The organism is Thalassobaculum litoreum DSM 18839, from assembly GCF_900102465.1.
Classification (GTDB): Bacteria; Pseudomonadota; Alphaproteobacteria; order Thalassobaculales; family Thalassobaculaceae; genus Thalassobaculum; species Thalassobaculum litoreum.
Genome location: NZ_FNBW01000020.1, coordinates 19,471 through 44,697 on the forward strand (window position 1 = coordinate 19,471; position 25,227 = coordinate 44,697).

Consider the following 25,227-nt stretch of genomic DNA (forward strand, 5'->3'; position numbering starts at 1 on the left):
AGTTCCCCGTCCGATGCCGCCACGCACCGCCACGCTGATCGTGAACCCGAAGGCCGGCAGCCTTCTGGACAGTTCGATCACGCCGCAGGACATCGCCGAGCGCGTCCGTGCCACCGGCATCGAGGTCGAGCTGCTGACCGGCGACCCCTCGGAGCTGGGCGACCTGGTCGAGCAGGCGATCAACGGGCCGGCCGAGCTGGTGATCGTCGCCGGCGGCGACGGCACGGTGAACGCCGCCGCCCGCCGGGTCGCGGGATCGGACAAGATCCTGGGCATCCTGCCGAGCGGAACCCTCAACCACCTCTCCCAGGATCTCGGCATTCCCCAGGACCTGGACGGCGCGATCGCCGTGCTGAGCGACGGCGAGCCGGTGGAGATCGATATCGGCGAGGTGAACGGCCACTCCTTCATGTGCAGCTCGGTGATCGGCTTCGCCTCTCGCCTCGCCCGCCAGCGCGAGCACTGGCGCGGCCGCCTGAACCCGGTACGCTGGGCCCGGGTGATCGCCCATCTGTTCAGGACCATGGACCGCGATCCGGCGGTCGAGGTGCAGATCTCGAACCCTGCCAAGGTGTCCCTGCGCACCCGGCACCTGACCGTTGCGGTCGGCGACTATATCGACGAACCCGGCCGGCTGTTCGTGCGCACCGAACTCGACAGCGGGTTCCTCGGCCTCTATGCGCTGCGCCGCCCGTCGCCGGGCAAGATCCTGAAGCTGGCGACCGCCGCCCTGGTCGGGCGTTGGCGGGCCGATCCGGAGTTGACGGCCGAGCGGGTGCGCGCGGCCACGGTGACGAGCCGCCGGAAGCAGATCCGCGTGCTGAACGACGGCGAGATCCTGCTCCTCGACCTGCCGGTGGAATACCGCATCCGCCACCGCGCGCTGCGGGTGATCCGGGCACGCGAGGCGATCGAGGCGGCGACCGCGCGGCCTGAGGAGACGCCGGCGGAGGTCGCATGACCCGGCTGGTCCACCTCTCCGATCTGCATTTCGGCAAGACCGACCTGCGGCTGATCGAGCCCCTGCGTCAGGAGATCGAGCATGCCAAGCCGGATCTGGTCGTCATCAGCGGCGATCTGACCCTGCGGGCGCGCAACCGCGAATTCTCCGAGGCGGCCAAGTTCATCTCGGACCTGTCGGCGCCCTGCTTCGTGGTCCCGGGCAATCACGACATTCCCTACTACCACGCGCTGCTGGAACGCTTCGCCGACCCGTATCGCCGCTGGCGCCAGCACATCGGCGATGCGCTGGAGCCGACCTGGGTCGGCGAGCGGGTCGCCGTGGTCGGGATCAACACCGTGCGCCGCGCCCAGTGGCGCCTGAACTGGGCGGACGGGAAGATCAGCCGCAGCCAGCTCGCCCGGATCGACCGCCGGCTGGCGGCGGTGCCGAAGGGTCGGGTGCGGATCGTCGTCGGCCATCACCCGTTCCTGGCGCCGGAACCCCGGCTGCAGAACCGGGTCGTGCGCCGCGCCGAGGCGGCGCTGTCGCTGTTCCGCCGTCACCGGGTCAGCCTGGTTCTGGCCGGGCACCTGCACCTGCCGTTCATCCGCACCCTGCCGGGGGCAGCGCCCAACCGCCCGATGCTGGTGGTGCATGGCGGCACGACGATCTCCACCCGCCTGCGGGGCGAACCGAATGCCTTCAACGTGATCGACGTGGACGCCCAAGGAGAGATCGGCATCGAGACCCGGATCTGGACCGAGAGCGGCTGGCAGCGCGACGAGCGGAAGCACCAGGCGGCATGAGCCGACAGAGGGCAAGCGGCCCCGTCGGCCTAGCCATCGCATCGCCTGCAGTAGCCCCTTGAGTAAGCGGGATTTTCATGTCTATCTGACGCCGAAATTTGGCGAGCCTGCGGTGGGGAGTGCGGGGGGTCCGGATCGACCCGGCGGCTACCAATTTGTCTCCGTCACTCTGTCATTCGCCAAAGATATTCGGCAACGAGCGTGGAATCGGTGAAAGCAGCAAGCGGGCGATCCCGCCGTTCAGTGGTGCGTGGCCTGCTGTGGAGCGCCGCAGCCCTGTCGGGCGCCAACGGTCTGGGAATGCGGACGGCCTGGGCGGACGACGAGGCACCCACCGGCTTCGGGGACGTGGTCGCCCAGGCTCAGGCACTGGCCGAGCGCGAGTTCGGCGACCGGCCCCCGGCGGGACCGGGCGAGCTGGCCGAGCTGACCTACGATCAGTATCACGACATCCGCTTCCGCCAGGAGCACGCCCTGTGGGTCGAGCAGGGGCTCGGCTTCGAGGTCGATCTGTTCCATCCGGGCTTCCGCTTCATGCGGCCGGTGGAGGTCTATGACGTCGACGGGACCGGCAGGCATCCGGTGACCCTGTCGCCGGAGATGTTCGACTACGGCCCCCGGGTCACGCCGCCCGCCTCGGATACGGATCTCGCCTTCACCGGCTTCCGTGCCCGGGCCCCTATCAACGCGCCGGACCGCCTGGACGAGTTCGCGGTGTTCCAGGGCGGCACCCGCTTCAGGGCGGTCGGCTCAGGCCAGCGCTACGGCGTGTCGGCCCGCGGCCTCGCCATCAACACCGCCGATGCCGAAGGCGAGGAATTCCCCGACTTCACCGCCTTCTGGCTGATCAGGCCGGTGCAGGGCGATTCGACCATGACGGTCCTGGCGCTCATGGACAGCCCGTCGATCGCCGGCGCCTACCGGTTCCAGATCCGCCCGGGGGAGTCGACCGTGATCGACGTGGACACGGTTCTGTTTCCGCGCCGGCAGGTGGCCAAGATCGGGCTCGGCCCCCTGACCTCCATGTTCCTGTACGACGCCTCGGCGCGGGCGGGCTACGACGACTTCCGCACCGCCGTGCACAATTCGGACGGGCTGCAGATGCTCACCGGCAACGGCGAGCGGATCTTCCGTCCGCTGGCCAATCCGTCGCGCCTGCAGATCTCGGCCTTCCAGGACACCAACCCGCGCGGCTTCGGTCTGGTCCAGCGCAACCGCCACTTCGCCGATTTCCAGGACCTGGACAGCCGGTTCGACCTGCGGCCCTCCACCTGGGTGGAGCCGGTCGGCGAGTGGGGTCCCGGTTCGGTCGTCCTTGTCGAGATCCCGACCGACGCGGAGACCAACGACAACATCGTCGCCTATTGGCGTCCGAGCGCCCCGTTCGAACCGGGCAGCCGGACCGACCTGTCCTACCGGCTGCACTACTGCAGCACGCCGCCGGACAACGTTCCGCTGGCCCGCGTCGCCGCCACCCGCGGCGGACGCGGCGGCGACGGCCGGCGACGGCTCTTCGTGATCGACTTCGTCGGCCTGCCGGCCATCGAACGCATGCCCCGCGCCGAGGTCAGCCAGTCCAACGGCGTGATCCTGAACGTCATGGCCGAGCCCAATCCGGTGGACGGTTCCTACCGGGTCAGCTTCGAAGTGGACCCGGGCGACGAGTCCCTGGTCGAATTGCGCGTGGTCCTGGTCGGCGATGCCGGCCCCGTGAGCGAAACCTGGCTGTACCGATGGACCAGCGCGTAGAAGCCGACCCGCCGGCGCCAGCCGATCGCTTGGCCGAACGCCGGGCCGATCACTGGGCCGATCACTGGGCCGATCGCCCGGCGGACTATCCGTCGACGCCGCCCGGCATGCCGCTGGACATGCCGACCCAGACCTTCCGCCGCACGGTGCGGGCGCAGGTGCGCACGCGCGGCCGCCCCTGGACGGCCACCTTCATCGCCCGGCTGGTCGTCTTCGGCGGCGCGCTGCTGCTGACCGCGCTCGCGGCCCGGCAGATGGCACTGGCCGTGGCGGTCGGCGAAGTGACCGCGCTGCAGGCCCTGCTGGTCGCGATCTTCACCGTGACCTTCTGGTGGATCTCCATGTCCACCACCTCCGCCCTCGCCGGCCTGCTGAGATCGCTGCAGCCCAGCGCCGGCTCCGGAACGGCGCTGCCGCAGGAGGCGCCCGGCCTCTGCGCCCTGGTGATGCCGGTCTACAACGAGGACCCGGCCGCCACCACCGGCGCGTTGGCTGCGATCGCCGAGGATCTGGAGCGGACCGGCGCCGCCGGCGGGTTCGAGATCTTCATCCTGTCGGACACCACAGACCCCGCCGTCTGGGTGGTGGAGACCGCCGCCGTCGTCAGACTGCGCGAGCGGCTGGGCAGCACGATGAAGGTCTGGTACCGCCACCGGGCGCGCAACATCGACCGCAAGTCCGGCAACATCCACGATTTCGTCATCCGCTGGGGCGGGCGCTACGAAACCATGCTGGTGCTCGACGCCGACAGCCTGATGACCGCGGCCTCCATCCTGGCCCTGCGCGAGCGCATGGCGGCGGATCCCGCGCTCGGCCTGGTGCAGACGGTCCCGGTGCTGATCGGCCGCGACAGCCTGTTCGCCCGCATGCAGCAGTTCGCCGGCCGGATCTACGGCCCGATCGTCGCCCGCGGGGTCGCCGCCTGGCAGGGCGACGACGGCAATTTCTGGGGCCATAACGCGATCATCCGCACCCAGGCCTTCGCCCAGGCCTGCGGCCTGCCCCGGCTGCCGGGCCGCAAGCCGTTCGGCGGCACGATCATGAGCCACGACTTCGTCGAGGCCGCCCTGCTGCGCCGGGCCGGCTGGGCGGTGCAGATGGCGCCGGAGATCGGCGGATCGTGGGAATCCTCGCCGCCGTCGCTGCTCGACTTCGCCATGCGCGACCGGCGCTGGGCCCAGGGCAACATCCAGCACCTGGCGGTGATCGGCGCGCGCGGCCTGCGCTGGCCGAGCCGGATGCACCTGCTGAACGGCGTGATGAGCTATCTCTCCTCGCCGCTCTGGTTCGCCCTGATCCTGGTCGGTGTCGGGCTGACGGTGCAGGCCTATCTGCTGCGGCCGAAATACTTCACCGAGGCGTTCCAGCTGTTCCCGACCTGGCCGCGCTTCGACAGCGAGCGGATGATCCTGCTCTTTGTGCTGACCATCGGCGCGCTGCTGGTGCCCAAGATCATCGGCCTGCTGCGCGCGATGATCGACCGCTCGGTGGTGAAGAGTTTCGGCGACGCCCGGCGGCTGGTGGTCGGCTGGATCTTCGAGGTGCTGCTGTCGGCCCTGTTCGCGCCGATCATGATGCTGATCCAGTCGCGCCACGTCTGGTCGATCCTGCGCGGCACCGATTCCGGCTGGGGGCCGCAGCGCCGCGACGACGGTGGCATGGGGCTGCGCGAGGCGGTGCGGTTCCATCTCGGCCATACCGCCCTCGGCCTGGTGGTGGTCGCCGCCATCGCGCCGCTGTCCATACCGGTCCTGGCCTGGCTGTCGCCGGTGCTGGCCGGGTGGATCCTGTCGATCCCGCTGTCCTGGGGCAGCGGCAGCGCGTGGCTCGGCCGCAAGCTGGCCGCGCTGGGAATCCTGGTGATCCCGGAGGAGCGCGAGATCCCGGCCCTGGTCACCGCCGCCCGGACCGAGCGGGAGGCGGCCGAGGCGGACCTGGCAGAGGTGTCGCTGGGCCGGCTGCTGGGCGATCCGGCGCTCGCCGACCGGCACTTCGCCCTGGCGGGCGATCACTGGCTGGCCGAGCGCGGCCATCCGGATGTCGAGATGCTGACCGCCGCCGCCAAGGTGGCCGACGCCCGCACCCGGGCCGAGGCGCTCGGCTGGCTACGCCCGGTGGAGCGCATGCGGCTGCTCGGCGACCGGCGGACCTTCGACACCCTGCTCTCCCTGCCGGCATAGGGGAAGCCTGCCCTCCACGGCCCCGCGCCGGGATCCGGGAAAGACGCGGCTGGAGTGCCCGGCGATAATTCTCCGCCGCTCCGGCAAGCGGTCCCCGGGGCCCCGGCGCAGGGCCGGGGAGACTGTGGGGGGAGACGGAGAGGCGGGAGGTGGGGAGGAGCGGGCGCCTCCCCCGCCCTTCAGCGCGGCAGCGGGTCGTACCGATACAGCCAGGTTTCCGTCAGCGCGCCGGCGTCCGTGCGCAGGAAGGCGCGCAATTCCGACGGGTCCGGGACGTTCGGATAGAGGTCGAAGATGATCCGCCACCGCTTGGTGCCGGGGACCTTCTCGGCGAAAGCGTCGTCCACCCGGCCCGATGAGGCCGCGACCACCGCCTCGGGCTCTTCGCCGTCCTTCAGCGCCGACAGCGCCGGACCGTCGAACTCGACCACGAACTTGCGGGCGTCGGTCTGCCGGGTCTGGCCGGGCCGTCCGCCATGGCCGAGGCGGGTCGACACGCAGACCGCAACCGGGCGCGGCGGGGTCGGCATGTCGGTCTGCCAGTACTGCCGGTACTTGAAGGTGTAGCTGTTGCCGGCCCGCGCCGGACCCTCGGGCACCCAGAAGGCGCCGATATTGTCGTGGATCTCGTCGTCGGTGCGCAGCTCCATGAGCTGCACCGAGCCGCGGCCCCAGTCACCGACCGGCTCGATCCACAGGCTCGGTCGGCGGTCGTAGTACACACCGTCGAGATAGTGCTCGAAGTTCCGGTCGCGCTGCATCAGCCCGAAGCCCTTGGGGTTCTCGTCCAGGAAGGAGGAGACGTTCGGGACGCGCGGGTTGGTCAGCGGCCGCCAGATCCGCTCGCCATTGCCGGTCCAGATCGCCAGCCCGTCGGAGTCGTGGATCTCCGGACGCCAGTCGCTGCTGATCTCGGCGTTGCTCTCGCCGTACCAGTACATCGAGGTCAGCGGGGCGATGCCCAGGCGCTCGATGTCGCGGCGCAGGAACAGCCGCGCCTCGACCTCCATCACCACGCCCTTGGTGCGCCGCGCCGTGATCCTGTAGGCGCCGGTGATGCCGGGACCGTCCAGCAGGGCCAGGATGACGTTGGGATCGTCCTTGCGCGCCGCCGGGGTCAGATAGAACTCGCGGAACTCGGGGAACTCCTCCGGGCCCGGCGTGGCACTGTCGATGGCCACGCCGCGGGCGGACAGGCCGTACTGGCCGAGATCGCCGATCGCCCGCCAGTAGCTGGCGCCGAGGAAGGCCAGCCAGTCCTGGGTCCGCCAGTCGTCCCGCGACCGGCTCTCCTGAAAGCGGAAGCCGGCGAAGCCGACATCGCTGGGAAGCTGCTTGGCGACGCTGTCCGCCGGCATGTCGAACAGCTCGGGGCTGTAACGCACCTGCCGCGCATGGCCGTCCATCAGGGTGTGCATCTTCACGCCACGCGCGAAGTAGCGACCGACATGGAAGAAGGTGACCGGGTAGTTGCCGGAGCCGTCGCCGAACACCGCCTCGTCGGGGCGGTAGCGCAGCTTGCCGTGGGTGTCGTAGTCGATCGCCTCGATGACGTCGGGGGCGACGATGGGCGCCGCCGCATAGGGGGTGGCGGCCATCTCGCGGGCGCGGTCGACCAGCGCCTCGTAGCCGAATTCGAAGGGCTGTCCGAAGGACAGGGTGGGAGCCGCGGCCCGGGCGAGGTGCGGATGCGCGAGAACGGCCAGCAGCGCGGCACCCGCGCCCTGGATCACGTCACGCCTGTTAGAATGGGACATGGAAGGACCTGCGAAGACAACAAACGGCACATTGCCGGGCGGGCCGCGACCGTAACCGGGAGCATCCGATCGGCCCCCGCCAGCGACGCGTTACATGACACCGAACCGGGGTTAGCTCAAGCGTCCGATAACCAAGGCCGCGGGACGGTTATGCACAGAGTCGGGACGGGCCGGCGCTAGGATTTCCTGGAGCGCCGGCGCCGGGTCTTCGGCAGCCCGATCCAGTGCTTGCGCAGAAAATAGACCAGCATGGAGAGGCCGCACACGGCCATCAGCCCCAGGGCGAACGGATAGCCGTAGCGCCAGCCCAGCTCCGGCATGTTCCACTCGGAGGCGTCCCGGTCGAAATTCATGCCGTAGAGGCTGGCGATGAAGCTCAGGGGCATGAAGATCGTCGCGATCAGCGTCAGCATCTTCATGATGTCGTTGAGCCGGGCGTTCATGCAGGAGTGATAGACGTCCACCAGGTTGGAGGCAATCTCACGCTCGGTCTCCACGATGTCCATGAGCTGGGCCACGTGGTCGTAGCAGTCGCGCAGGAACACCCGGGTGCGACCATCGATCAGCGGACTGTCGTCGCGGATCAGGGCGTTCACCAGATCGCGGTGCGGCCAGATCGCGCGCCGCATGTCCAGCAGGTCGCGGCGGACCCGATAGACCTCATGGATCTGACCTTCCTGCGGATGCAGGATCACCGCCTCCTCCAACGCCTCCAGATCCTCGCCGATCGCCTCCACCGCCGGGAAATATCCGTCGACCACCGCATCGATCAGGGCATAGGCGAGGTAGTCGGCACCGTACTGGCGGATCTTGCCGTTCTCGCGCCGCAGCCGGTCGCGCACCAGCCCGAGGCAATCGGCCCGGTCGTCGCGGAACGACAGCACGAAGCCCTGGCCCAGCAGCATGGCCATCTGCCGCGTCTCCACCCCGCGCCCTTCCGGCGCCATCCGAGTGACGATGAAGAGCTGGTCGTCGTATTCCTCGAACTTGGGCCGCTGGTGGACGTTGATCACATCCTCCAACGCCAGGCCGTGCAGGCCGAACAGGGCGCCGAGCCGCTCGATCAGCGCGATATCCGCCAGGCCGGTGACGTCGACCCACAGGGTGCCCGCCGTGCCTTTCAGCGCGGTCACGTCCTCGACCGTCAGATCGTGTTTCTCGAAGAACCGCCCGGCGTCATAGCCGATGGCCGAGATCGACGAGCCCTGAGCCTCGGGATCCGCGACCAGCGTTCCGGGCGCCGCTCCGGGCGGGGTGCGGCGGCGGTGTCGCCGGCGTGCGGGCCGGGAGATATGCGGTTGCGTATCGGTCGCACCCATTGTCGGTCTGCCTCGCGATGTCCAAACGTCCCCTGGCTCCAATGGAAGGCTATCTTCTTCGCACCATGTCAGGCGAGCAGGTGTTCCGTGGCGCCGGACGAAAGGCCGTCCCGCGTCATCTGCCCTAGAGCCAAATCCGACCATATTGAATCAGTTCACGGCCCAATATGGTCGGTGAATTTATTTATAAAACAATGAGATAGAGAATATTCACGCACGCTGACGCGATCACGAAGTGATCCCGTCACCGCACGATCTACTCTAGATGTAGAGGTCGACGAAGATCTTCTGAAGTACACCGATGAGAAGCACCAGGGCCAGCATGACCAAGACCGGTACGACCTCGTGGTCCAGAGTTCCGCGAAGCCGCAGGGCGGTACTCCTCACATAGCGGCCAAGCCGGAGGCGTGGGCCGGTCCTTCCCCGTGAACGCCCGTGATTCTTCGGGTCCGGCATGGGCCGGTCAGAAGCTGTAGGTCAGGCCGATCAGGCCCAGGGGCTGTGTCCGTTCCTCCACCAGAGGACTGTTCGCCGCCTCGTCGAGCAGGTGCGACACGCCGATGGACCCGACAGCACTTAGGGAGTCGGTCACCCGATAACGAGCGCTCAGGTGCAGGGTGACGTCCCGGAAGCCGCTTCCGGGCGCGTAGCTCCGCAAGCCCGATGACGACGCCTCGGCCCCGTCGATGCCGAAATATCCGTCCATGAATTTCTCGTTGGCCCAAGTCACCCCGAGGCTGGGCGTGAGCGTCAGCCGATCGGTCGCGTGCACCGGGTAGGCCAGCCCCACCCCCACGGTCATTCCCCGGTCGGTATCGCTCACCCCCTGGGTCGCCTCGAGCGTCGCCACCGCGCCATTGAAGCGCGCCGACAGAAAAAGGCGGGCGCTCAGAGCGTCGTCGGCCCCCTCGACCCCGTCCGGCACGTCGTCGTCGTCATATCCCCGCATCCAGTTGACGGCGACCCCGGCGGCGAAGACGGGGGTCTGAAGCACGTTGACGCCGATTCCGTCTCCGGTCCTGGCGAAGAACCGGCCATACTTCACATCGACCAGCGGCACCGGTTCAATTTCGTAGTCGTCCGATCCCTTGAATTTGGGGGTCCAGGCCGCGCCGGCTCCCACCGTCCAATGGTCGTCATCCTTCTTGGTCTCTGCGTCCTTCTTGGTCTCGGCGCCGGAAGCGAGAACGGCAGCCGACGCTGGGTCTTTCTTCGCGGCGGACCCCGCCTGAGCGGCGTCTGGAAAGGCGATCGTCAGTGCTGTGGCGGCAAGCCACGTTCCGGTGGCGATCCGACGGATCAGAGAGTTGGGGCTTGTCACGTGCATGGCTCCGCAAATAAGATGCATTTTCGTATCTTATAGAGATGACCGAACGATCGAGTCAAGATGCATTGATGCATCTTATTGGGGTGACTGACGCATGAAGGAACGCCGTCGCGGCGCGGATCTGGAAGCGGCCCTGTTGGAGGCCGCCTGGATGGAACTGACGGAACGGGGCTACGCCGGACTGACCATGGAAGGGGTGGCCGCGCGGGCCGGCACGAGCCGGCCGGTAATTGCCCGCCGATGGTCGAGCACCGCCGACCTCGCCATCGCGGCGATCCGCAAGGAGCTGGAAAACCACCCGATGTCTGTGGCCGAGTCAGGCGATCTCCGGGGCGAACTCCTGGAGTATCTGGACCGGGCCTCGAAACGTGCCCAAGGCATCGCTGCGGCCTTCTCCGTTTTCGCCAGTGGATACTTCCAGGAAACCGCCTCCACGCCGCAGGACTTCCGCGAGGCGCTCGGCGCCGGCGGCAACGATACCTTGGGCGGCATTCTGCGCCGGGCGGCGGATCGCGGCGAGATCGAGGAGCACTGCCTCGCCCCACCGGTCGTCACGTTGCTGAGCGACCTCTTCCGCTATCACGCCATCATGTCGTTCTCGCCCCCCTCGCCGGAGCTACGAACCGCCTGGGTGGACAAGATCTTTCTCCCCTTGGTCAGGAGCGACCGTGACCGCTAGGCGGCGCGGTCTCCGCAAACAAGCGCCACCACCGATAAGAGAATGTTTTGCCGGTTGCAAAATCTTGCGCTGTCGGCCACCGTTCACGCCCTCCTGCCCGCGTCAGTAGAATGGGCGGTACAACCTGATCAGGGCCGGCCAGTGGCATCGGTATCGGACTTCCGCGCTCCGGCGGTTTCCCCGGCCGCATGGTACATGCTCACCGCCCTGATCTTCGCGATCATGCTGGCCCTGTTCAAATGGCTCGGGCAGAGCCTGCCGACCACCCAGCTCCTGCTGCTGCGGCAGCTCGGCGTCATGGCGATTCTGGTGCCCGCGATGGTGCAGTCCCGGGGCGAGGTGCTGCGGGCCGAGCGTCCGGGGCTCAACCTGTTCCGCGGCCTGCTCTCGGCCGGCTCGATGCTGCTCGGCTTCACCGCCGTGGTGCATCTGTCCCTGGCGGAATCCACGACCCTGCATTTCACCAAGGTGTTCTTCGTGGTGCTGCTTGGCGGCCTGCTGCTGCGCGAGCGGATGACCGTGACCCGGTGGGGCGCGATGGCGCTGGGTTTCGCCGGGGTGGCCGTGGTGCTCGCCCCCAGCGCCAGTTCGATGGTCGATCCGATGGCGGTCTTCGCCGTCCTGGCCGCGGCGATGACGGCCGGCACGATGCTGGTCGTGCGCACGCTGGCCCAGGTGGAACGGACCTCCACCATGATGATCTGGCAATCGGCCGTGGTGCTCGCCGTGGTGGCGATCCCGGGCACCACCGGATGGATCATGCCGAGCCTGGAGCAGTGGGGCTGGATCGCCCTGCTCTGCCTGCTGATGGGGGCGGCGCAGTGGACCATGATCCGCGCCCACCGCAGCGCCGAGGCCTCCGCCCTGTCGCCGCTGGAATATACCCGGCTGCTCTATGCGGCCGTCTTCGGGTACCTGATCTTCGACCACGTGCCGGAGGGCAACACCCTGCTCGGGGCGATCCTGATCGTTGCCGCGGCGATCTGGGTCCGGCGGGACGCGCGGGCCGCCCCGGTGGAGGACGAGGACGACATCTCCGACCCGGCGGAGCGGCGTTAGACGCGCCGGGATATTGACGATCCGCCCGCGCGACCGATCTTGAAGGGATCAAGGTTAACGACCATTGCCGGAGAGTTTCGTGAACCGCCTCCTGCTCGCTTCCTTTCTGATCGCGTTTTCCACGCCCGCTTTGGCCGCCGGCGGCCCGATGCGCGCCACCTACGAGGTCTATTTCGGCGGGCTGCACATCCTGAGCGCGGAGTCCGAGTTCGCGCCGGAGACGCGCCGCTACGCCGTGACGGCGAAGGCGGAGACCCGGGGCATCCTCAGCGTGTTCTTCGGCTGGCGCGGCGAGACCCGGTCGGCCGGTCGGTTCGACGGTCGCCGCGCGGTGCCGGACCGGCACACGAATTTCGGATGGCGCGGGGACGAGCAGCGCTCGGTGATCCTGACCTACGGCCCCGACGGCGAGGTGACCGAGACCCGCATCGACCCGGCCCCGGATCCCGAGGAGGTGACCGCCCTGCCGGAGGATGCGGAGACCGGAACCATCGACCCGCTGACCGTGATCGCCCAGGTCTCGCGGACGATGAACCAGACGGGGACCTGCGACGGCGAGTTCGCGGTGTTCGACGGCCGCCGGCGCTACGACCTGCGGGTCAGCGACCAGGGCATGGAGACCTTGCCGGCCACCAGCTACTCGATCTTCAGCGGCGAGGCGCGGCGCTGCCGGGTGGAATACGCCATGCTCGGCGGCGAACGGAAGGATCCCAGCAAGTACAGCAAGACCGCCCGCGACCGGGTGGTCTACGTGGCCCGCCCGGTGAAGGACGCGCCGGCCATTCCGGTGGCGCTGAAGATCGAAACCGATTTCGGCACGCTGATGGCCCACCTCACCGGCGTCGAGACTCGCAAGGATCTGGCGTTGAGCGATGAAACCGCCGCGCGCGGCTCACGCTGAGGCCACGATCTCCATCCGCAGATCGCAGGCGACCCGACCTTCCGCATTCACCGCGCTGAGCTGGGCCTGGCGATCGTCTTCCGGGTCCTGCGCGACCAGGGTCAGCGGATCGTCCCAGAACACCGGCCGCTTGAACCGGGCCACCACCATCGCCACCGGTGCGGCGCGCAGCCGCTCGGCCAGATGGGCCACCATCCAGGTCATGGTCATCAGTCCCTGTGCCAGCGGCGCGCGGTAGCCGTAGCGGGCGGCGAATTCCGGGTCGAAATGGATCTCGTTGCCCACCGACTTGGAATAGGTGACCACGTCCTGCGGCTGCATCGCCTTCCGAGCGATCGCCGTGCCCGGCACCGGATCTGGCGCGGACGCCGAGCCGGAACTGGGCTTGGCGCCCATCTTCTCCAGGTCGGGCAGCAGGCGGATATGTTCCGACACCACTGCCAGACTGCGGTCGGCCCGGCGGACCTCGAAGCGCTGGACGATGCGGCGGCCACGCGGCACCGCCTCGTTCGACACGGTCTCGCCGGAGAACAGCACCGCCTCGCCCAGCGGCACCGTACCGGACAGGGTCAGCCGCTGCTCCACATGGATGTAGCCGTCGATCTCCTGACCCGCCGCCGACATTGCGCGGAACCCGTCATTGCCCCACAGGGTCGGCTCGGTCAGCCCGCCCCACGCCGCCGGATCGACGGCGCAGGCCTTCAGCGCCTCCTCCTGGGCGGCCGGATCGCGGGACAGGGTGACCTCGGGGAACCGGAAGCCGGGGATCAGGGTCTCGCCCGCCATCCTCAGTCCTCGATCTCGGCGGCGTCGACCATGCCGCCATAGACCGTGTAGCCGCCGTCCACCGGCAGGTTCACGCCGGTGACCGTGCGGGCCAGCGGCGAGGCGAGGAAGATCATGGCATCGGCGATGGCGCTCGGCGGCAGCATCTCGCCGAGCGGGGTGCGGCGACGGATCTTCTTCTCGTCGATCTTGCCCTGGTCGATCAGGTTCTGGACCAGCGGCGTGCGGATATAGCCGGGGGCGATGGCATTCACCCGGATGCCCTTCTGCGCCCATTCGCAGGCGAGGTTGCGGGTCAGCCCGACGATGCCGTGCTTGGCCGCGGTATAGGCGTTGCGCCGCGGCAGGGCGAGGATGCCGGCGATGGAGGAGATGTTGATCACCACCCCATAGCCGGCGGCGATCATCTCCCGCGCCGCCCGCTTCGACATCACGAAGGTGCCGGTCAGGTGCACGTCGATCAGCCGCTGCCAGTGCTCGGCGGTCTGGTCGATGGTGTCGAGGAAGGTGTCGGACATGCCCGCACAGTTGATCAGCACGTCGATCCGGCCGAAGGCGTCCATGGTGGCCGAGACCAGCCGGTCGGCCGTCGCCTCGGTCGAGACATCGCCGCCGAGCCCGATGTGCCCGTCGCCCAGGGTCGCCGCCTGGGCCTGGGCCGTGTCCTGGTTGAGGTCGGCGATGGCGATCCGCGCGCCGCGTTTGGCGAAGGCCTGGGCGGCGGCGTAGCCGATCCCGCTGGCGCCCCCGGTGATGAGCACAGCCTGACCGCTGAAATCCGTGTCGGACATCCGTTTCCTCCTGGATGGGTCCGCGCTTTCCCGGTCGGGCGCGCGGTTATCCCGGAAGTCTAGGCCGCGCCGATCCTCCGCGTCATCCCGTGGAAAAGCGGGTTCCGCCTTTCCCTTCAATCGTCATCCCGGGAGAGCCCGGACCTGATCCGGGGTCTGCCCGGGACCCTGCACCGAACGATGTGGCTGGGTCCCGGCCGAGCTCCGGGTCGAGCCCGGACCTCACCGGGATGACGATGAAGGGGAGGACGACGCTTGAGACAGCGCCAGCCGCATGCCGAGGATCACCAGCGCCAGCCCGGCGAACAGGCCCAGACCCAGCGTCTCCCCCAGCAGCAGCGCGCCCAGGGCCGACGCGGTGATCGGCGCCAGCGCCAGGAACAGGGTGACCTCGGTCGCCACCATCTCGCGCAGGGAATACAGCCAGGTGATGTAGCCGACACCGCTCAAGATGCCGATGAAGGCCACGATCCCCCAGGGAGCGGCGTCCAGGGCGTCCCAGCCGATCGGCGGGCCGTCGAACGGTGACAGCATCGCCAGGAACAGCACCGAGGCCCCCATGGCGAGGCCGCTGACCTGCACCGTGGGATAGCGGGTCAGGTAGGGCCGGTAGAGCACGGAGCACACCGCCCCGGTGAAGGCACTGGCCAGGGCGGCCGCGATGCCGATCCATAGACCCGCGCCACCCGCCTCGCCGATCAGCCGGTCGCTGAGCGCCGCCGCGACCCCCAGCGTGGTCAGGGCGGCACCGGCCAGCCGGCGCAGGGTCAGCGCCTGACGGCCGAGCAGAGCCGAGATCAGCACCGTCTGCACCGGCATGGTGGCGAAGATCAGGCTGCCCAGGCCGGCGGAGATATGCATCACCGCCAGGTTCAGCAGGGCGACCAGGATGCCGAACTGGCCGATGCCCAGGGCGGCGATCACCCAGAGATCGCGCAGGGGGATTCGGCGCCAGCCGAGATGCACCGCCAGCGGCAGGATCATCGCGGCGCCGATGCTGTAGCGGAACAGCGCCAGCACCGTGGGGCCGAGATCGTCCACCGCCACCCGGCTGGCGACGATCGAGAGGCCGACCTGCACCCCGGTGAAGGCTGCGGTCATGACCGCGAGGGGCGGCCGGGATGCGCTCATCGACCGGTGCTCGTGGGGGCTGGGCTCACAGATCGCGTTCCCAGGTCTCCGCCACCATGGACACGCCGAAGGCGTTTAGCGGCTCGCTGGCGACATGGTCGAACCCGGCCTTGCGGTAGATCTCGCGGGCGGCGGTGAGGATGTCGTTGGTCCACAGGGTCATGCGGGAATAGCCGGCGGACCGGGCGAAGCGCATCGCCTCCTCGGTCAGCCGCTTGCCGATGCCGAGGCCGCGGGCCCGCCCGTCGACGAACAGCATGCGCAGCTTGGCGGTGGTTTCGTCCGCGTCGACGATGAAGACCGAGCCGACCACCACGCCGTCGCGCTCGGCGATCCAGCAGCAGTGGCGAGCCGGGTCGAAGTTGTCGATGAAATCGGCGGCGATCCGGGCGACCAGCGCCTCGAAGCTCATGTCGAACCCGTATTCGGCGGCATAGAGCCTGCCATGGGCGGCGATCACCTCGCCCATGTCGCCGGGCCGGTGCGGCCGCAGCAGATAAGGCTCCGCCGGCGCGGCCGTCGGATCGATGATCGCCTGAATCGTTCCCATGGCCGATAGCAGTCGCCTGCGGTCCTCAGGCGCCAGGGCTTCCAGGGCCTCGGCGGCCACGACATTGGCCCGGTCGTACATGGGCGTGAAGGCGGCCCGGCCGGCCTCGGTCAGGGACAGGCGCCGGACCCGGCCGTCGGTGGCGTCCGGTACGGCGGCGACCCAGCCCTTGGCCCGGAAGCCCTTGAGCAGGCGGCTCACATAGCCGGGATCGACCCGCATGTCGGCGCTGATCTCCTTGGCCGTCGGACCCTCGCGATGGGCGATCTCGTAGAGCACGCGCATCTCGGTGAGCGAGACCGCACTGCCCTGATGGTCCGGCCCGAGCGCCCCGATATAGGACGTGTAGAACCGGCTGAACCGCCGGAACGCGGCAACTTCGGGAGCGAGGGTGGCAGCGGGGTCGGCCATATAGGTGATTATAGCACTGGATTAGATGCCTTAGACAACTAGATCCATCATACCCCGTCATTCCGGCGAGGTCCGGGCCCGACCCGGAGTTCGGCCGGGACTCAGTCTGGGCGCCTGGTGCAAGGTCCCGGGCAGACCCCGGATCAAGTCCGGGCTCTCCCGGGATGACGCGTTAGGGTCATGTCGGGAGCAAACCACGTCACCCGTTTCCGGCACCCCCGCCGTCGCGCTATGCTCGCCGCGTCCGCGACGGACCAACGAGAAACGACCACCATATTCGCCAGGGAGAACCCGCCATGTCCGCCTCTTCGGACGCCAAACGACTGACCGTGCGCCTGAGCAAGGCCGACAACGTCATCACCGCCCGCTTCGACCTCACCCCCGGCGTGGAGCTGTCCGGCGAGGGCATCGCCACCAAGGCCGCGATCCCGGCCGGCCACAAGATCGCCACCAAGCCGATCGCGGCGGGCGAGCCGATCCGCAAATACGACCAGATCATCGGCTTCGCCACCGAGTCGATCGAGCCCGGCGCCCATGTCCACGTGCACAACGTCGAGATGCAGGATTTCGAACGCGACTACGCGTTCGGCGCGGACGTGAAGCCGACCGCCTATTTCAACAACAGCGAACAGGCGACCTTCCAGGGCTTCAAGCGCGACAGCGGCCGGATCGGCACCCGCAACTATATCGGCGTGCTGACCAGCGTGAACTGCTCGGCCACCGCGGCGAGGTACATCGCCGAGGCGATCACCCCGCAGGTGCTGGAGCAGTATCCGAATGTGGACGGCGTGGTGGCGCTCACCCACTCCACCGGCTGCGGCATGGCCGGCGACGGCGAGGGCTACGCCAACCTGCAGCGGGTGCTCTGGGGCATGGCGCGGCATCCGAACTTCGCCGGCGTTCTGATGGTCGGGCTGGGCTGCGAGGTCAACCAGATCGACTTCCTCCTGGAGGCCTACGGCATCAAGCGCGGCGACGCGTTCCAGACCATGAACATCCAGGACGCGGGCGGGCTGCGGAAGACCGTCGACTGGGGCTCGGGCATGATCCGGGAGATGCTGCCCAAGGCGAACGAGGCCGGGCGCAGCACCTGCCCGGCGAGCGAGCTGACCCTAGCGCTGCAATGCGGCGGCTCCGACGCCTATTCCGGCATGACCGCCAACCCGGCCCTGGGCGAGGCGGCGAACCTGCTGGTACGCCATGGCGGCACCGCGGTGCTGGCCGAGACGCCGGAGATCTACGGCGCCGAACACCTGCTCACCCGCCGGGCGGTCAGCCAGGAGGTCGGCGAGAAGCTGGTCGAGCGGATTAAATGGTGGGAGGACTACACCGCCCGCAACGGCGGCGAGATGAACAACAACCCCTCGCCCGGCAACAAGCGCGGCGGGCTTACCACCATCCTGGAGAAGTCGCTGGGGGCGGCGGCCAAGGGCGGCACCACCAACCTGACCGGCGTGTACAAATACGGCGAGACCATCGACACCAAGGGCTTCGTCTTCATGGACAGCCCCGGCTACGACCCGTGCTCGATCACCGGCGAGGTGGCCAGCGGCTCCAACGTCGTCGCCTTCACCACCGGCCGCGGCTCGGTCTACGGCTGCAAGCCCGCCCCCTCGCTGAAGCTCGCCACCAACACGCCGATGTACAGCCGCATGTCGGACGACATGGACATCAACTGCGGCGAGGTGCTGGACGAGGGGATCTCCATCGAGGAGATGGGCCAGCGGATCTTCGACCGGCTGCTGGACGTGGCGTCCGGTTCGCCGACCAAGTCGGAGGCCCAGGGCATGGGCGACAACGAGTTCATCCCGTGGCAGATCGGCGCGGTCATGTGACCGGGGTCCAAGGCACCTCATGAGCGGATCCTTCGCCGACAGCTATCTCGGCCGGCTCCGCGCGATCATCGGCCCGCGTCCGGTCCTGATGCCGGGGGCGCGGGTGATCGTGGAGAACCCCGCCGGCGAGATCCTGCTGATCCGGCGCGGCGATTTCCAGCTGTGGAGCTGGCCCGCCGGCTCGGCGGAGATGGGCCAGACGATCGAGGACACGGCCCGCACCGAACTGCGCGAAGAGACAGGCCTCGTCGCCGGCCCCCTCACTCCGATCGGCTTCGCCAGCCACCCGGAGCACGACCGGGTGGCGTATCCGCACGGCGACGTGCTCTATGCCTACGCGATGATCTTTCACGCCACGGCGTGGGAGGGGGAATTGAGGGCCGACGGGCATGAGAGCCTGGACGTGCAGTTCTTTGCCCAGGACGCGTTGCCGGAGGACCGGACCGGCACGGTCGACCGAACCCTCGGCGTGCTGCACCGCTTCCGCGCCAGCGGCGGGGTGTTTCAGTTGATCTGACACCCCGTCGAGGGGTTAAGCCTTAAACCCCGCCAGCACCCGCTCGGTATCGCTAACCCAGCCGAACAGGTTGTTCTCGCCGTAGACCAGCGAGATCGCGGCGTCGTGCAGCTCCGGCGTCGTGGCGGCACAGGCGTCCTCCACCGTCAGGCAGCGGAAGCCGCGGTCGACCGCCTCGCGCATGGTCGACGCCACGCAGCATTGGGTGGTCACGCCCGTCAGGATCAGCGCGTCCACACCCCGGGCGCGCAGGCGGTCCTCCAGGTCGGTACGGTAGAAGGCGCCGAAGCCCGGCTTGTCCAGGACCAGTTCCCCCGCGGCCGGGCGGCACTCCGCGATGTGGTCCTGGCCCGGCTCGCCGCGGATGAGGAAGCGGCCCAGCGGCCCGTCGCTTCCGGCCACCTTGCGGTCACGCTTGAGCGCGTGCATGTCGGAAAGGTCGGGCGCGTAGCCCTCGCGGGTGTGAACCAGCATGAGGCCGGCCTGCCGGGCGGCGGCGATCAGGGCGACCGCGTTGGGGATGATGGCCCGCATCGGCGCGATGTCGTCGCCCAAGGCGGCCACCATGCCGCCGGGGTCGAGGAAATCGCGCTGGAAGTCGATGGCGACCAGCGCGGTTCTGGCCGGATCGGCCGTGAAGCTCAGTCCGGCATTGCAGGAGATCGTGCCCATGGGTCCGGTTTAACCGGAACCAGGGGCGCACACCATCCGCTGATTTGCCCGGCGCGGCCTATTCCGCCGCCGCCTTCTCCTGGGCGATGGTCGCCTGGGCCGCCGCCAGCCGCGCGATCGGCACGCGGAACGGCGAGCAACTCACATAGTCCAGCCCGATCTCCTCGCAGAAACCGATGGAGGACGGATCGCCGCCATGCTCGCCGCAGATGCCGAGCTTGATGTCCGGGCGGGTCTTGCGGCCACGCTCGGCCGCGATCTTCACCAGTTCGCCGACCCCCTGCTGGTCCAGGCTGACGAACGGGTCGACCTCGATGATGCCCTTCTCCTCGTAGAAGTGGATGAAGGCGCCGGCATCGTCGCGCGACAGGCCGTAGGTGGTCTGGGTCAGGTCGTTGGTGCCGAAGCTGAAGAACTCCGCCTCGACCGCGATCTTGTCGGCCTGCAGGGCGGCGCGCGGCAATTCGATCATCGTGCCGACCAGATAGTCGACCGTGATCCCGCTCTCCTTGGCCACCTGGCCGGCGACGTCGTCGATGATCGCCTTGATGATGCGGACCTCGGCGTCGGTGGCGGCCAGCGGGATCATCACCTCCGGCAGCGGCGCCTCGCCGCGCTTGGCGATCTCGGTCGCCGCCTCGAAGATCGCCCGGGCCTGCATCTCGGAGATCTCCGGATAGCTGATGGCCAGACGGCAGCCGCGATGGCCGAGCATCGGGTTGCTTTCGGTCAGCTCCAGCGCCCGGCGCTTCACCGTCTCCACGGAGACGCCGGCGGCCTTGGCGACCTCTTCCATCTCCTCTTCGGTATGCGGCAGGAACTCGTGCAGCGGCGGGTCGAGCAGGCGGATGGTGACCGGCAGGCCCTCCATGATCCGGAACAGCTCGATGAAATCGTCGCGCTGCATCGGCAGCAGCTTGGCCAGCGCCGCGCGGCGGCCGGCCTCGGTGGTGGAGACGATCATCTCGCGCATGGCGACGATGCGCTCGCCCTCGAAGAACATGTGCTCGGTGCGGCACAGGCCGATGCCCTCGGCGCCGAAATCGCGGGCGACCTGGGCGTCGGCCGGGGTCTCGGCATTGGCGCGGATGCGCATGCGGCGCGCCGCGTCGGCCCATTCCATGACCTTGGCGAAATTGCCCGACAGTTCCGGCTGGATGGTCGGAACCTCGCCGAGCATCACCTCGCCGGTGCCGCCGTCGATGGTGATGCGGTCGCCGACCTTCACCTCGGTGCCGCCGACGAAGAAGGTCTTGTTGGCGTAGTCGACACGGATCTGGCCGGCGCCGGACACGCAGGGCCGACCCATGCCGCGGGCGACCACGGCCGCGTGGCTGGTCATGCCGCCGCGGGTGGTCAGGATGCCCTCCGCGGCGTGCATGCCGTGGATGTCCTCGGGGCTGGTCTCGATGCGGACCAGGATCACCCGCTCGCCCTCGCGGGCGGCGGCCTCGGCGTTGTCGGCAGAGAACACCACCTTGCCCGAGGCGGCCCCGGGCGAGGCCGGCAGCCCCTTGGCGATGACGTTGCGTTCCGCCTCGGGATCGAGGGTCGGATGCAGGAGCTGGTCGAGGCCCTGGGGCTCGATCCGCGACACCGCCTCGCGCTCGGTGATCAGGCCTTCCTCGCACATGTCGACGGCGATCTGCAGGGCGGCGTGGACGGTGCGCTTCCCGTTGCGGGTCTGCAGCATGTACAGCTTCTTCTGCTGCACGGTGAACTCGATGTCCTGCATGTCGCGGTAATGCGTCTCGAGCTTGATGCGCACGTCGTCGAGCTGCTGGAACACCTCCGGCATGACCTCTTCCATCGCCGGCAGGTCGGAGCCCTGCTTGCGTTTGGCGGCGACGGTCAGGCTCTGCGGCGTGCGGATGCCGGCGACCACGTCCTCGCCCTGGGCGTTCACCAGGAACTCGCCGTAGAACATGTTCTCGCCGGTCGAGGGATCGCGGGTGAAGGCCACGCCGGTGGCGCAGTCGTCGCCCATATTGCCGAACACCATGGCCTGGACGTTGACGGCGGTGCCCCAGCTTTCCGGGATGCCGTGCAGACGGCGGTATACATTGGCCCGCTGGTTGCGCCAGGAGCCGAAGACGGCGGTGATCGCACCCCAGAGCTGGTCGCGCGGGTCCTCGGGGAACGGCTCGTCGAGCTGCTCCTTCACCTTCGCCTTGAACTGATCGACGAGGGCTTTCATGTCGTCGGCGCTGAGCTCGGTGTCGAGGGAGACGCCCTTCTCCTCCTTCGCCAGCTCCAGCAGTTCCTCGAAATGGCCGTGGTCGACGCCCATGACGACGTCGGCATACATCTGAATGAAGCGGCGGTAGCTGTCATAGGCGAAGCGCGCGTCGTTGCTGCGCTTGATCAGCCCTTCCACCGTGGTGTCGTTGAGGCCGAGGTTCAGGACCGTGTCCATCATCCCCGGCATGGAGACCCGGGCGCCGGAGCGCACCGAGACCAGCAGCGGGTTCTCGGCATCGCCGAACACCATGCCGACCTCGTCCTCGATCTTTTTGATCGCGACCTCGACGGCGTCGGTCAGGTCCTCGGGATACTGCTCGCCGTGGTCGTAGTAGTAGGTGCAGACCTCGGTGGAGATCGTGAAGCCCGGCGGCACCGGCAGCCCGATGGAGCTCATCTCGGCCAGATTGGCGCCCTTGCCGCCCAGGAGATTGCGCATATCCGCGCGACCCTCGGCAGAGCCGCCACCGAATCCGTAGACCCACTGTGTCATGCTGTCTTTCCCTCGATCCTCTAGCCTTCAACCCGCGAGAAATCGGCAATATTCCCCATTGCCGTTCTGACGGCGTCGAGCAGGCGCAGGCGATTGGTTCTCAGTGCCGCGTCATCGGCGTTGACCGTGACCGCGTCGAAGAATGCGTCGATCGGCCCCCTGAGGTTAGATAGAGACGCCATAGCACTGGTAAAGGCCTCAGCGGCCAGATGGTTCCCGATCTCGGTGTCGGCCGCCCGCACGGCGTCGTACAGGGCCGTCTCCTCCGCCTGGGCCAGAATCGACGGATCGATCCGGTCGGCGAAGGTCTCTTCCGTGGCGGAGAACGGCCCGTCCTTCTTCTCCTCGGCGCGCAGGATGTTGGACGCGCGGCGGTAGCCGGCCAGCAGATTGGCGCCGTCATCGGTGGCCAGGAAGTCCGCCAGCGCGTGGACCCGGGCCAGCAGGCGGACTAGGTCGTCCTCGCCACCCAATTCGAACACGGCGGCGATCAGATCGTGGCGCACGCCCTGCTCACGCAGGTGGACCTTCAGGCGGTCGGCGAAGAAGTCGAGGAGCTTGGCATCGGCCTCCGCCGCCCCTTCGGCACCGGCGATGCGGGCGCGGGCCTGGGCGAACAGCGGCAAAAGACTGATCCGCAGCCCGTTCTCGATGATCAGCCGGATCACGCCGAGCGCGGCGCGGCGCAGGGCGAACGGGTCCTTCGAGCCGGTCGGGGTCTCGCCGATGGCGAAGAAGCCGACCAGGGTGTCGATCTTGTCGGCCATCGCCACGGCGACCGAGACCGGCGCGGTCGGGCAGGTGTCGGTCGGGCCGACGGGCGAGTAGTGCTGGGCGATGGCGTCGGCCACCTGGGCGTCCTCGCCGGCGTCGAGCGCGTAGTAGCGGCCCATCAGGCCCTGCAGCTCCGGGAACTCGCCGACCATGCCGGTGGTCAGGTCCGCCTTGGCCAGGGTCGCGGCGTGGCGGGCGGTGTCGGCATCGGCGCCGACCATCGGGGCGATCTCGGCGGCGAGCTGCGACACCCGCTCCACCTTGTCGGCCATGGTGCCGAGCTTGTCGTAGAACTTGACGTCGCGCAGGGCGTCGCGGCGGTCGGCGAGCTTCACCGCCCGGTCCTGGTCCCAGAAGAACTTGGCGTCGCTCAGCCGCGCGCGCAGGACCTTCTCGTTGCCGGCGGTGATATTGGCGTTGCGGGTCTCCTCGCTCGCCATGTTGGAGACCAGGATGAACCGGTCGGCCAGGGTGCCGTCGGGCTTCTCCACCGCGAAATACTTCTGGTGGCTGCGCATGGAGGTGACCAGCACCTCCGGCGGCACCGACATGAACTCGGCGTCGATCCGGCCCATCAGTGGCACCGGCCATTCGACCAGCCCGCAGACCTCGTCCAGCAGGCCCGGGTCGTCGCGCAGCACCAGCCCCTCGGCCTCGCACAGGGCCTTGGCCTCGGCGAGAATGGCTTCCTTGCGGTCCTCGCGGTCGAGCATCACGAAGGCGCCGCCGATCTCGGTGCGGTACTCGTGGAACGAGCCGACCGTCACGGCATCCGGCGCCAGGAAGCGGTGGCCCCGCGTCTCGCCGGTGAAGGTGAGCTGGGTCTCGCCCAGGTCCAGGCCGCCGTCCAGGACCGCGCCGTCGAACACGGCCAAGATGTGGTGCAGCGGGCGCACCCAGCGGAAGGTGTTGCGGCCCCAGCGCATGGATTTCGGCCAGGGCAGCTCGCGGATGGACGACAGAATGATCTCCGGCAGGACGTCGGCGGTCGCCGCGCCCTTCTTCTCGATCACCACGAACCAGAACTCGCCCTTGCCTGTGTCACGCTTCTCGCACTGGTCCAGGGTCAGGCCGGTGGAGCCGAGGAAGCCCTGGATCGCCTTTTCCGGCGCGTCCACCCGCGGGCCGCGCCGCTCCTCGCTGACGTCCGGCTGCTTGTCCGGCAGACCGTCGACCACCAGGGTCAGCCGGCGCGGGGTCACATAGGCGTCGGCGCTGGAAAACTCCAGGCCCGCGGCCTTGAGCTTACCGGTGACGAGCCCTTTGAGGTCTTCCGCCGCACGCGCCTGCATGCGCGCCGGGATCTCCTCGGAGAACAGCTCCAGAAGCAGTTCAGCCATGATTCTTCTCGGAGCGCTTGGCCTCCGCCTTCTTCTTTTCCCAATCGGCCTTCCAGGCGGCGCTCACCTCGACCCACTTCTCGCAGCAGCCCTTCGCCAGCGTGCGCACCCGGCCGATATAGGCCTGGCGCTCGGTCACGCTGATCACGCCCCGCGCGTCCAACAGGTTGAAGGAGTGACCGGCCTTCAGGCACTGGTCATAGGCCGGCAGCGGCAGGTTCGCCTCCAGCAGCTTGGCGCACTCGGCCTCGCAGTCCTTGAAGCGCCGGAACAGCTGGTCGGTATCGGCGTATTCGAAGTTGTAGGTCGAGAACTCCAGCTCCGCCTGCTTGTAGACGTCGCCATAGACCTTGCCGCCCTCCTCTTCCGGGATGCCGTCCCAGTCGAGGTGGTACACGTCGTCCACGCCCTGGATGTACATCGCCAAGCGCTCCAGACCGTAGGTCAACTCCAGGCTGACCGGCGAACAGTCGATGCCGCCGACCTGCTGGAAATAGGTGTACTGGGACACTTCCATCCCGTCGCACCAGACCTCCCAGCCGAGTCCCCAGGCGCCCAGCGTCGGGTTCTCCCAGTCGTCCTCCACGAAGCGGATATCGTGGGCCAGCGGGTCGAGGCCGATGGCGCGCAGCGAGCCGAGATAGAGCTCCTGGCTGTCGACCGGCGACGGCTTCACGAGGACCTGGAACTGGTAATAGTGCTGCAGCCGGTTCGGGTTCTCGCCGTAGCGGCCGTCCGTCGGCCGCCGCGAGGGCTGCACATAGGCGGTGCGCCACACGTCGTCCGGACCGAGCGAGCGCAGGGTCGTCGCCGGATGCGACGTGCCCGCCCCCACTTCCATGTCGTAAGGCTGAAGGATCACGCAGCCCTTGCTCGCCCAATAGGCCTGGAGCGTCAGAATCAGGGACTGAAAATCGGTGCGTGGCTGATGCGCAGTGCCGGGCCTGTCGCCGTCGGGCATGTCTC

The 25,227-nt window shown here is 68.5% G+C and carries 20 protein-coding genes; 9 read left to right on the forward strand and 11 right to left on the reverse strand.

Translation table 11 applies throughout. The annotated features are described in order from the left end of the window. The first annotated feature begins 13 nt into the window (after positions 1-13). The 4 genes from BLS34_RS23220 to mdoH all read left to right on the forward strand — a co-directional run bounded on the left by BLS34_RS23220 (position 14) and on the right by mdoH (position 5,678). Entirely contained in the window at positions 14-961 is a 948-nt protein-coding gene (locus BLS34_RS23220) for a diacylglycerol/lipid kinase family protein (RefSeq protein WP_093154268.1), read from the forward strand. After that, positions 958-1,749, forward strand: coding sequence for a metallophosphoesterase family protein (locus BLS34_RS23225; RefSeq protein ID WP_093154269.1), 792 nt, complete (start codon positions 958-960; stop codon positions 1,747-1,749). Before BLS34_RS23220 ends, BLS34_RS23225 begins: the two co-directional genes overlap by 4 nt. Positions 1,750-1,992: 243 nt before the next feature. Continuing rightward, complete coding sequence (locus tag BLS34_RS23230) at positions 1,993-3,498, forward strand: OpgD/OpgG family glucan biosynthesis protein (RefSeq protein ID WP_139189440.1); 1,506 nt, start codon at positions 1,993-1,995, stop codon at positions 3,496-3,498. Continuing rightward, entirely contained in the window at positions 3,483-5,678 is a 2,196-nt protein-coding gene (gene mdoH / locus BLS34_RS23235; protein ID WP_093154272.1) for a glucans biosynthesis glucosyltransferase MdoH, read from the forward strand. The genes BLS34_RS23230 and mdoH overlap by 16 nt, the downstream gene beginning before the upstream one ends. A 179-nt stretch (positions 5,679-5,857) precedes the next feature. Here mdoH and BLS34_RS23240 read toward each other — a convergent pair whose 3' ends face one another. The 3 genes from BLS34_RS23240 to BLS34_RS23250 all read right to left on the reverse strand — a co-directional run bounded on the left by BLS34_RS23240 (position 5,858) and on the right by BLS34_RS23250 (position 10,075). Next, a complete protein-coding gene (locus BLS34_RS23240) occupies positions 5,858-7,435 on the reverse strand; it encodes an OpgD/OpgG family glucan biosynthesis protein (RefSeq protein ID WP_093154274.1) in 1,578 nt (525 codons plus the stop codon). 176 nt (positions 7,436-7,611) lie between these two features. After that, positions 7,612-8,754, reverse strand: coding sequence for a magnesium/cobalt transporter CorA (corA, locus tag BLS34_RS23245; RefSeq protein WP_051244954.1), 1,143 nt, complete (start codon positions 8,752-8,754; stop codon positions 7,612-7,614). 463 nt (positions 8,755-9,217) lie between these two features. Then, positions 9,218-10,075: a MipA/OmpV family protein gene (locus BLS34_RS23250; RefSeq protein ID WP_175474357.1), complete on the reverse strand. Its 858-nt coding sequence runs from the start codon at positions 10,073-10,075 to the stop codon at positions 9,218-9,220. 100 nt (positions 10,076-10,175) lie between these two features. On the opposite strand from BLS34_RS23250, the gene BLS34_RS23255 reads away from it, so the two are divergent. The 3 genes from BLS34_RS23255 to BLS34_RS23265 all read left to right on the forward strand — a co-directional run bounded on the left by BLS34_RS23255 (position 10,176) and on the right by BLS34_RS23265 (position 12,720). Continuing rightward, positions 10,176-10,760, forward strand: coding sequence for a TetR/AcrR family transcriptional regulator (locus tag BLS34_RS23255; RefSeq protein WP_093154278.1), 585 nt, complete (start codon positions 10,176-10,178; stop codon positions 10,758-10,760). Between the two features lie 195 nt (positions 10,761-10,955). Continuing rightward, a complete protein-coding gene (locus BLS34_RS23260; protein WP_175474358.1) occupies positions 10,956-11,819 on the forward strand; it encodes a DMT family transporter in 864 nt (287 codons plus the stop codon). Positions 11,820-11,898: 79 nt separating this feature from the next. After that, entirely contained in the window at positions 11,899-12,720 is an 822-nt protein-coding gene (locus BLS34_RS23265; RefSeq protein ID WP_093154281.1) for a DUF3108 domain-containing protein, read from the forward strand. Here BLS34_RS23265 and BLS34_RS23270 read toward each other — a convergent pair. The 4 genes from BLS34_RS23270 to BLS34_RS23285 all read right to left on the reverse strand — a co-directional run bounded on the left by BLS34_RS23270 (position 12,712) and on the right by BLS34_RS23285 (position 16,389). Next, on the reverse strand, positions 12,712-13,506 hold the full coding sequence (locus BLS34_RS23270) for a MaoC family dehydratase (protein ID WP_093154283.1): 795 nt from the start codon (positions 13,504-13,506) through the stop codon (positions 12,712-12,714). The two genes, BLS34_RS23265 and BLS34_RS23270, sit on opposite strands and share 9 nt — an antisense overlap. Before the next feature lie 2 nt (positions 13,507-13,508). Next, on the reverse strand, positions 13,509-14,297 hold the full coding sequence (locus BLS34_RS23275; RefSeq protein ID WP_093154284.1) for an SDR family NAD(P)-dependent oxidoreductase: 789 nt from the start codon (positions 14,295-14,297) through the stop codon (positions 13,509-13,511). A 222-nt stretch (positions 14,298-14,519) separates the two neighbouring features. After that, positions 14,520-15,428 (reverse strand): DMT family transporter, encoded by a 909-nt coding sequence (locus BLS34_RS23280; protein ID WP_093154286.1) that lies wholly within the window; start codon positions 15,426-15,428, stop codon positions 14,520-14,522. A 25-nt stretch (positions 15,429-15,453) separates the two neighbouring features. Beyond that, positions 15,454-16,389 carry a bifunctional helix-turn-helix transcriptional regulator/GNAT family N-acetyltransferase gene (locus tag BLS34_RS23285; RefSeq protein WP_093154287.1) on the reverse strand — a complete coding sequence of 312 codons (936 nt, stop codon included), beginning with the start codon at positions 16,387-16,389 and terminating at the stop codon, positions 15,454-15,456. Positions 16,390-16,685: 296 nt separating this feature from the next. Between BLS34_RS23285 and BLS34_RS23290 the strand changes: the two genes are divergently transcribed. Together BLS34_RS23290 and BLS34_RS23295 are read left to right on the forward strand one after the other, a co-directional pair. Next, complete coding sequence (locus tag BLS34_RS23290; protein ID WP_093154289.1) at positions 16,686-18,224, forward strand: UxaA family hydrolase; 1,539 nt, start codon at positions 16,686-16,688, stop codon at positions 18,222-18,224. A gap of 19 nt (positions 18,225-18,243) precedes the next feature. Further along, the gene (locus BLS34_RS23295) at positions 18,244-18,741 is read left to right on the forward strand and encodes an NUDIX hydrolase (RefSeq protein ID WP_093154290.1); all 498 of its coding nucleotides are present in this window, start codon (positions 18,244-18,246) and stop codon (positions 18,739-18,741) included. Positions 18,742-18,756: 15 nt separating this feature from the next. On the opposite strand, the gene BLS34_RS23300 is transcribed toward BLS34_RS23295, so the two are convergent. Genes BLS34_RS23300 through BLS34_RS23315 form a run of 4 tightly spaced genes read right to left on the reverse strand, consistent with a single transcriptional unit; the run spans position 18,757 to position 25,222 of the window. Then, positions 18,757-19,413, reverse strand: coding sequence for a cysteine hydrolase family protein (locus BLS34_RS23300; RefSeq protein WP_093154292.1), 657 nt, complete (start codon positions 19,411-19,413; stop codon positions 18,757-18,759). A gap of 58 nt (positions 19,414-19,471) precedes the next feature. After that, on the reverse strand, positions 19,472-22,147 hold the full coding sequence (gene ppdK, locus BLS34_RS23305; protein WP_093154293.1) for a pyruvate, phosphate dikinase: 2,676 nt from the start codon (positions 22,145-22,147) through the stop codon (positions 19,472-19,474). Between the two features lie 20 nt (positions 22,148-22,167). Continuing rightward, positions 22,168-24,261 (reverse strand): glycine--tRNA ligase subunit beta, encoded by a 2,094-nt coding sequence (gene glyS, locus BLS34_RS23310; protein WP_093154295.1) that lies wholly within the window; start codon positions 24,259-24,261, stop codon positions 22,168-22,170. Then, positions 24,254-25,222, reverse strand: coding sequence for a glycine--tRNA ligase subunit alpha (locus BLS34_RS23315; protein WP_093154296.1), 969 nt, complete (start codon positions 25,220-25,222; stop codon positions 24,254-24,256). The genes glyS and BLS34_RS23315 overlap by 8 nt, the downstream gene beginning before the upstream one ends. Positions 25,223-25,227 lie beyond the last annotated feature (5 nt).

Excerpts from the sequence above, each read along its gene's own strand:
- BLS34_RS23220 (WP_093154268.1), top strand. The coding sequence starts at position 14 with ATGCCGCCACGCACCGCCACGCTGATCGTGAACCCGAAGGCCGGCAGC.
- BLS34_RS23225 (WP_093154269.1), top strand. The coding sequence starts at position 958 with ATGACCCGGCTGGTCCACCTCTCCGATCTGCATTTCGGCAAGACCGAC.
- mdoH (WP_093154272.1), top strand. The coding sequence starts at position 3,483 with ATGGACCAGCGCGTAGAAGCCGACCCGCCGGCGCCAGCCGATCGCTTG.
- BLS34_RS23240 (WP_093154274.1), bottom strand. The coding sequence starts at position 7,435 with ATGTCCCATTCTAACAGGCGTGACGTGATCCAGGGCGCGGGTGCCGCG.
- corA (WP_051244954.1), bottom strand. The coding sequence starts at position 8,754 with ATGGGTGCGACCGATACGCAACCGCATATCTCCCGGCCCGCACGCCGG.
- BLS34_RS23255 (WP_093154278.1), top strand. The coding sequence starts at position 10,176 with ATGAAGGAACGCCGTCGCGGCGCGGATCTGGAAGCGGCCCTGTTGGAG.
- BLS34_RS23260 (WP_175474358.1), top strand. The coding sequence starts at position 10,956 with ATGCTCACCGCCCTGATCTTCGCGATCATGCTGGCCCTGTTCAAATGG.
- BLS34_RS23270 (WP_093154283.1), bottom strand. The coding sequence starts at position 13,506 with ATGGCGGGCGAGACCCTGATCCCCGGCTTCCGGTTCCCCGAGGTCACC.
- BLS34_RS23275 (WP_093154284.1), bottom strand. The coding sequence starts at position 14,297 with ATGTCCGACACGGATTTCAGCGGTCAGGCTGTGCTCATCACCGGGGGC.
- BLS34_RS23280 (WP_093154286.1), bottom strand. The coding sequence starts at position 15,428 with ATGAGCGCATCCCGGCCGCCCCTCGCGGTCATGACCGCAGCCTTCACC.
- BLS34_RS23285 (WP_093154287.1), bottom strand. The coding sequence starts at position 16,389 with ATGGCCGACCCCGCTGCCACCCTCGCTCCCGAAGTTGCCGCGTTCCGG.
- BLS34_RS23290 (WP_093154289.1), top strand. The coding sequence starts at position 16,686 with ATGTCCGCCTCTTCGGACGCCAAACGACTGACCGTGCGCCTGAGCAAG.
- BLS34_RS23295 (WP_093154290.1), top strand. The coding sequence starts at position 18,244 with ATGAGCGGATCCTTCGCCGACAGCTATCTCGGCCGGCTCCGCGCGATC.
- BLS34_RS23300 (WP_093154292.1), bottom strand. The coding sequence starts at position 19,413 with ATGGGCACGATCTCCTGCAATGCCGGACTGAGCTTCACGGCCGATCCG.
- ppdK (WP_093154293.1), bottom strand. The coding sequence starts at position 22,147 with ATGACACAGTGGGTCTACGGATTCGGTGGCGGCTCTGCCGAGGGTCGC.
- glyS (WP_093154295.1), bottom strand. The coding sequence starts at position 24,261 with ATGGCTGAACTGCTTCTGGAGCTGTTCTCCGAGGAGATCCCGGCGCGC.
- BLS34_RS23315 (WP_093154296.1), bottom strand. The coding sequence starts at position 25,222 with ATGCCCGACGGCGACAGGCCCGGCACTGCGCATCAGCCACGCACCGAT.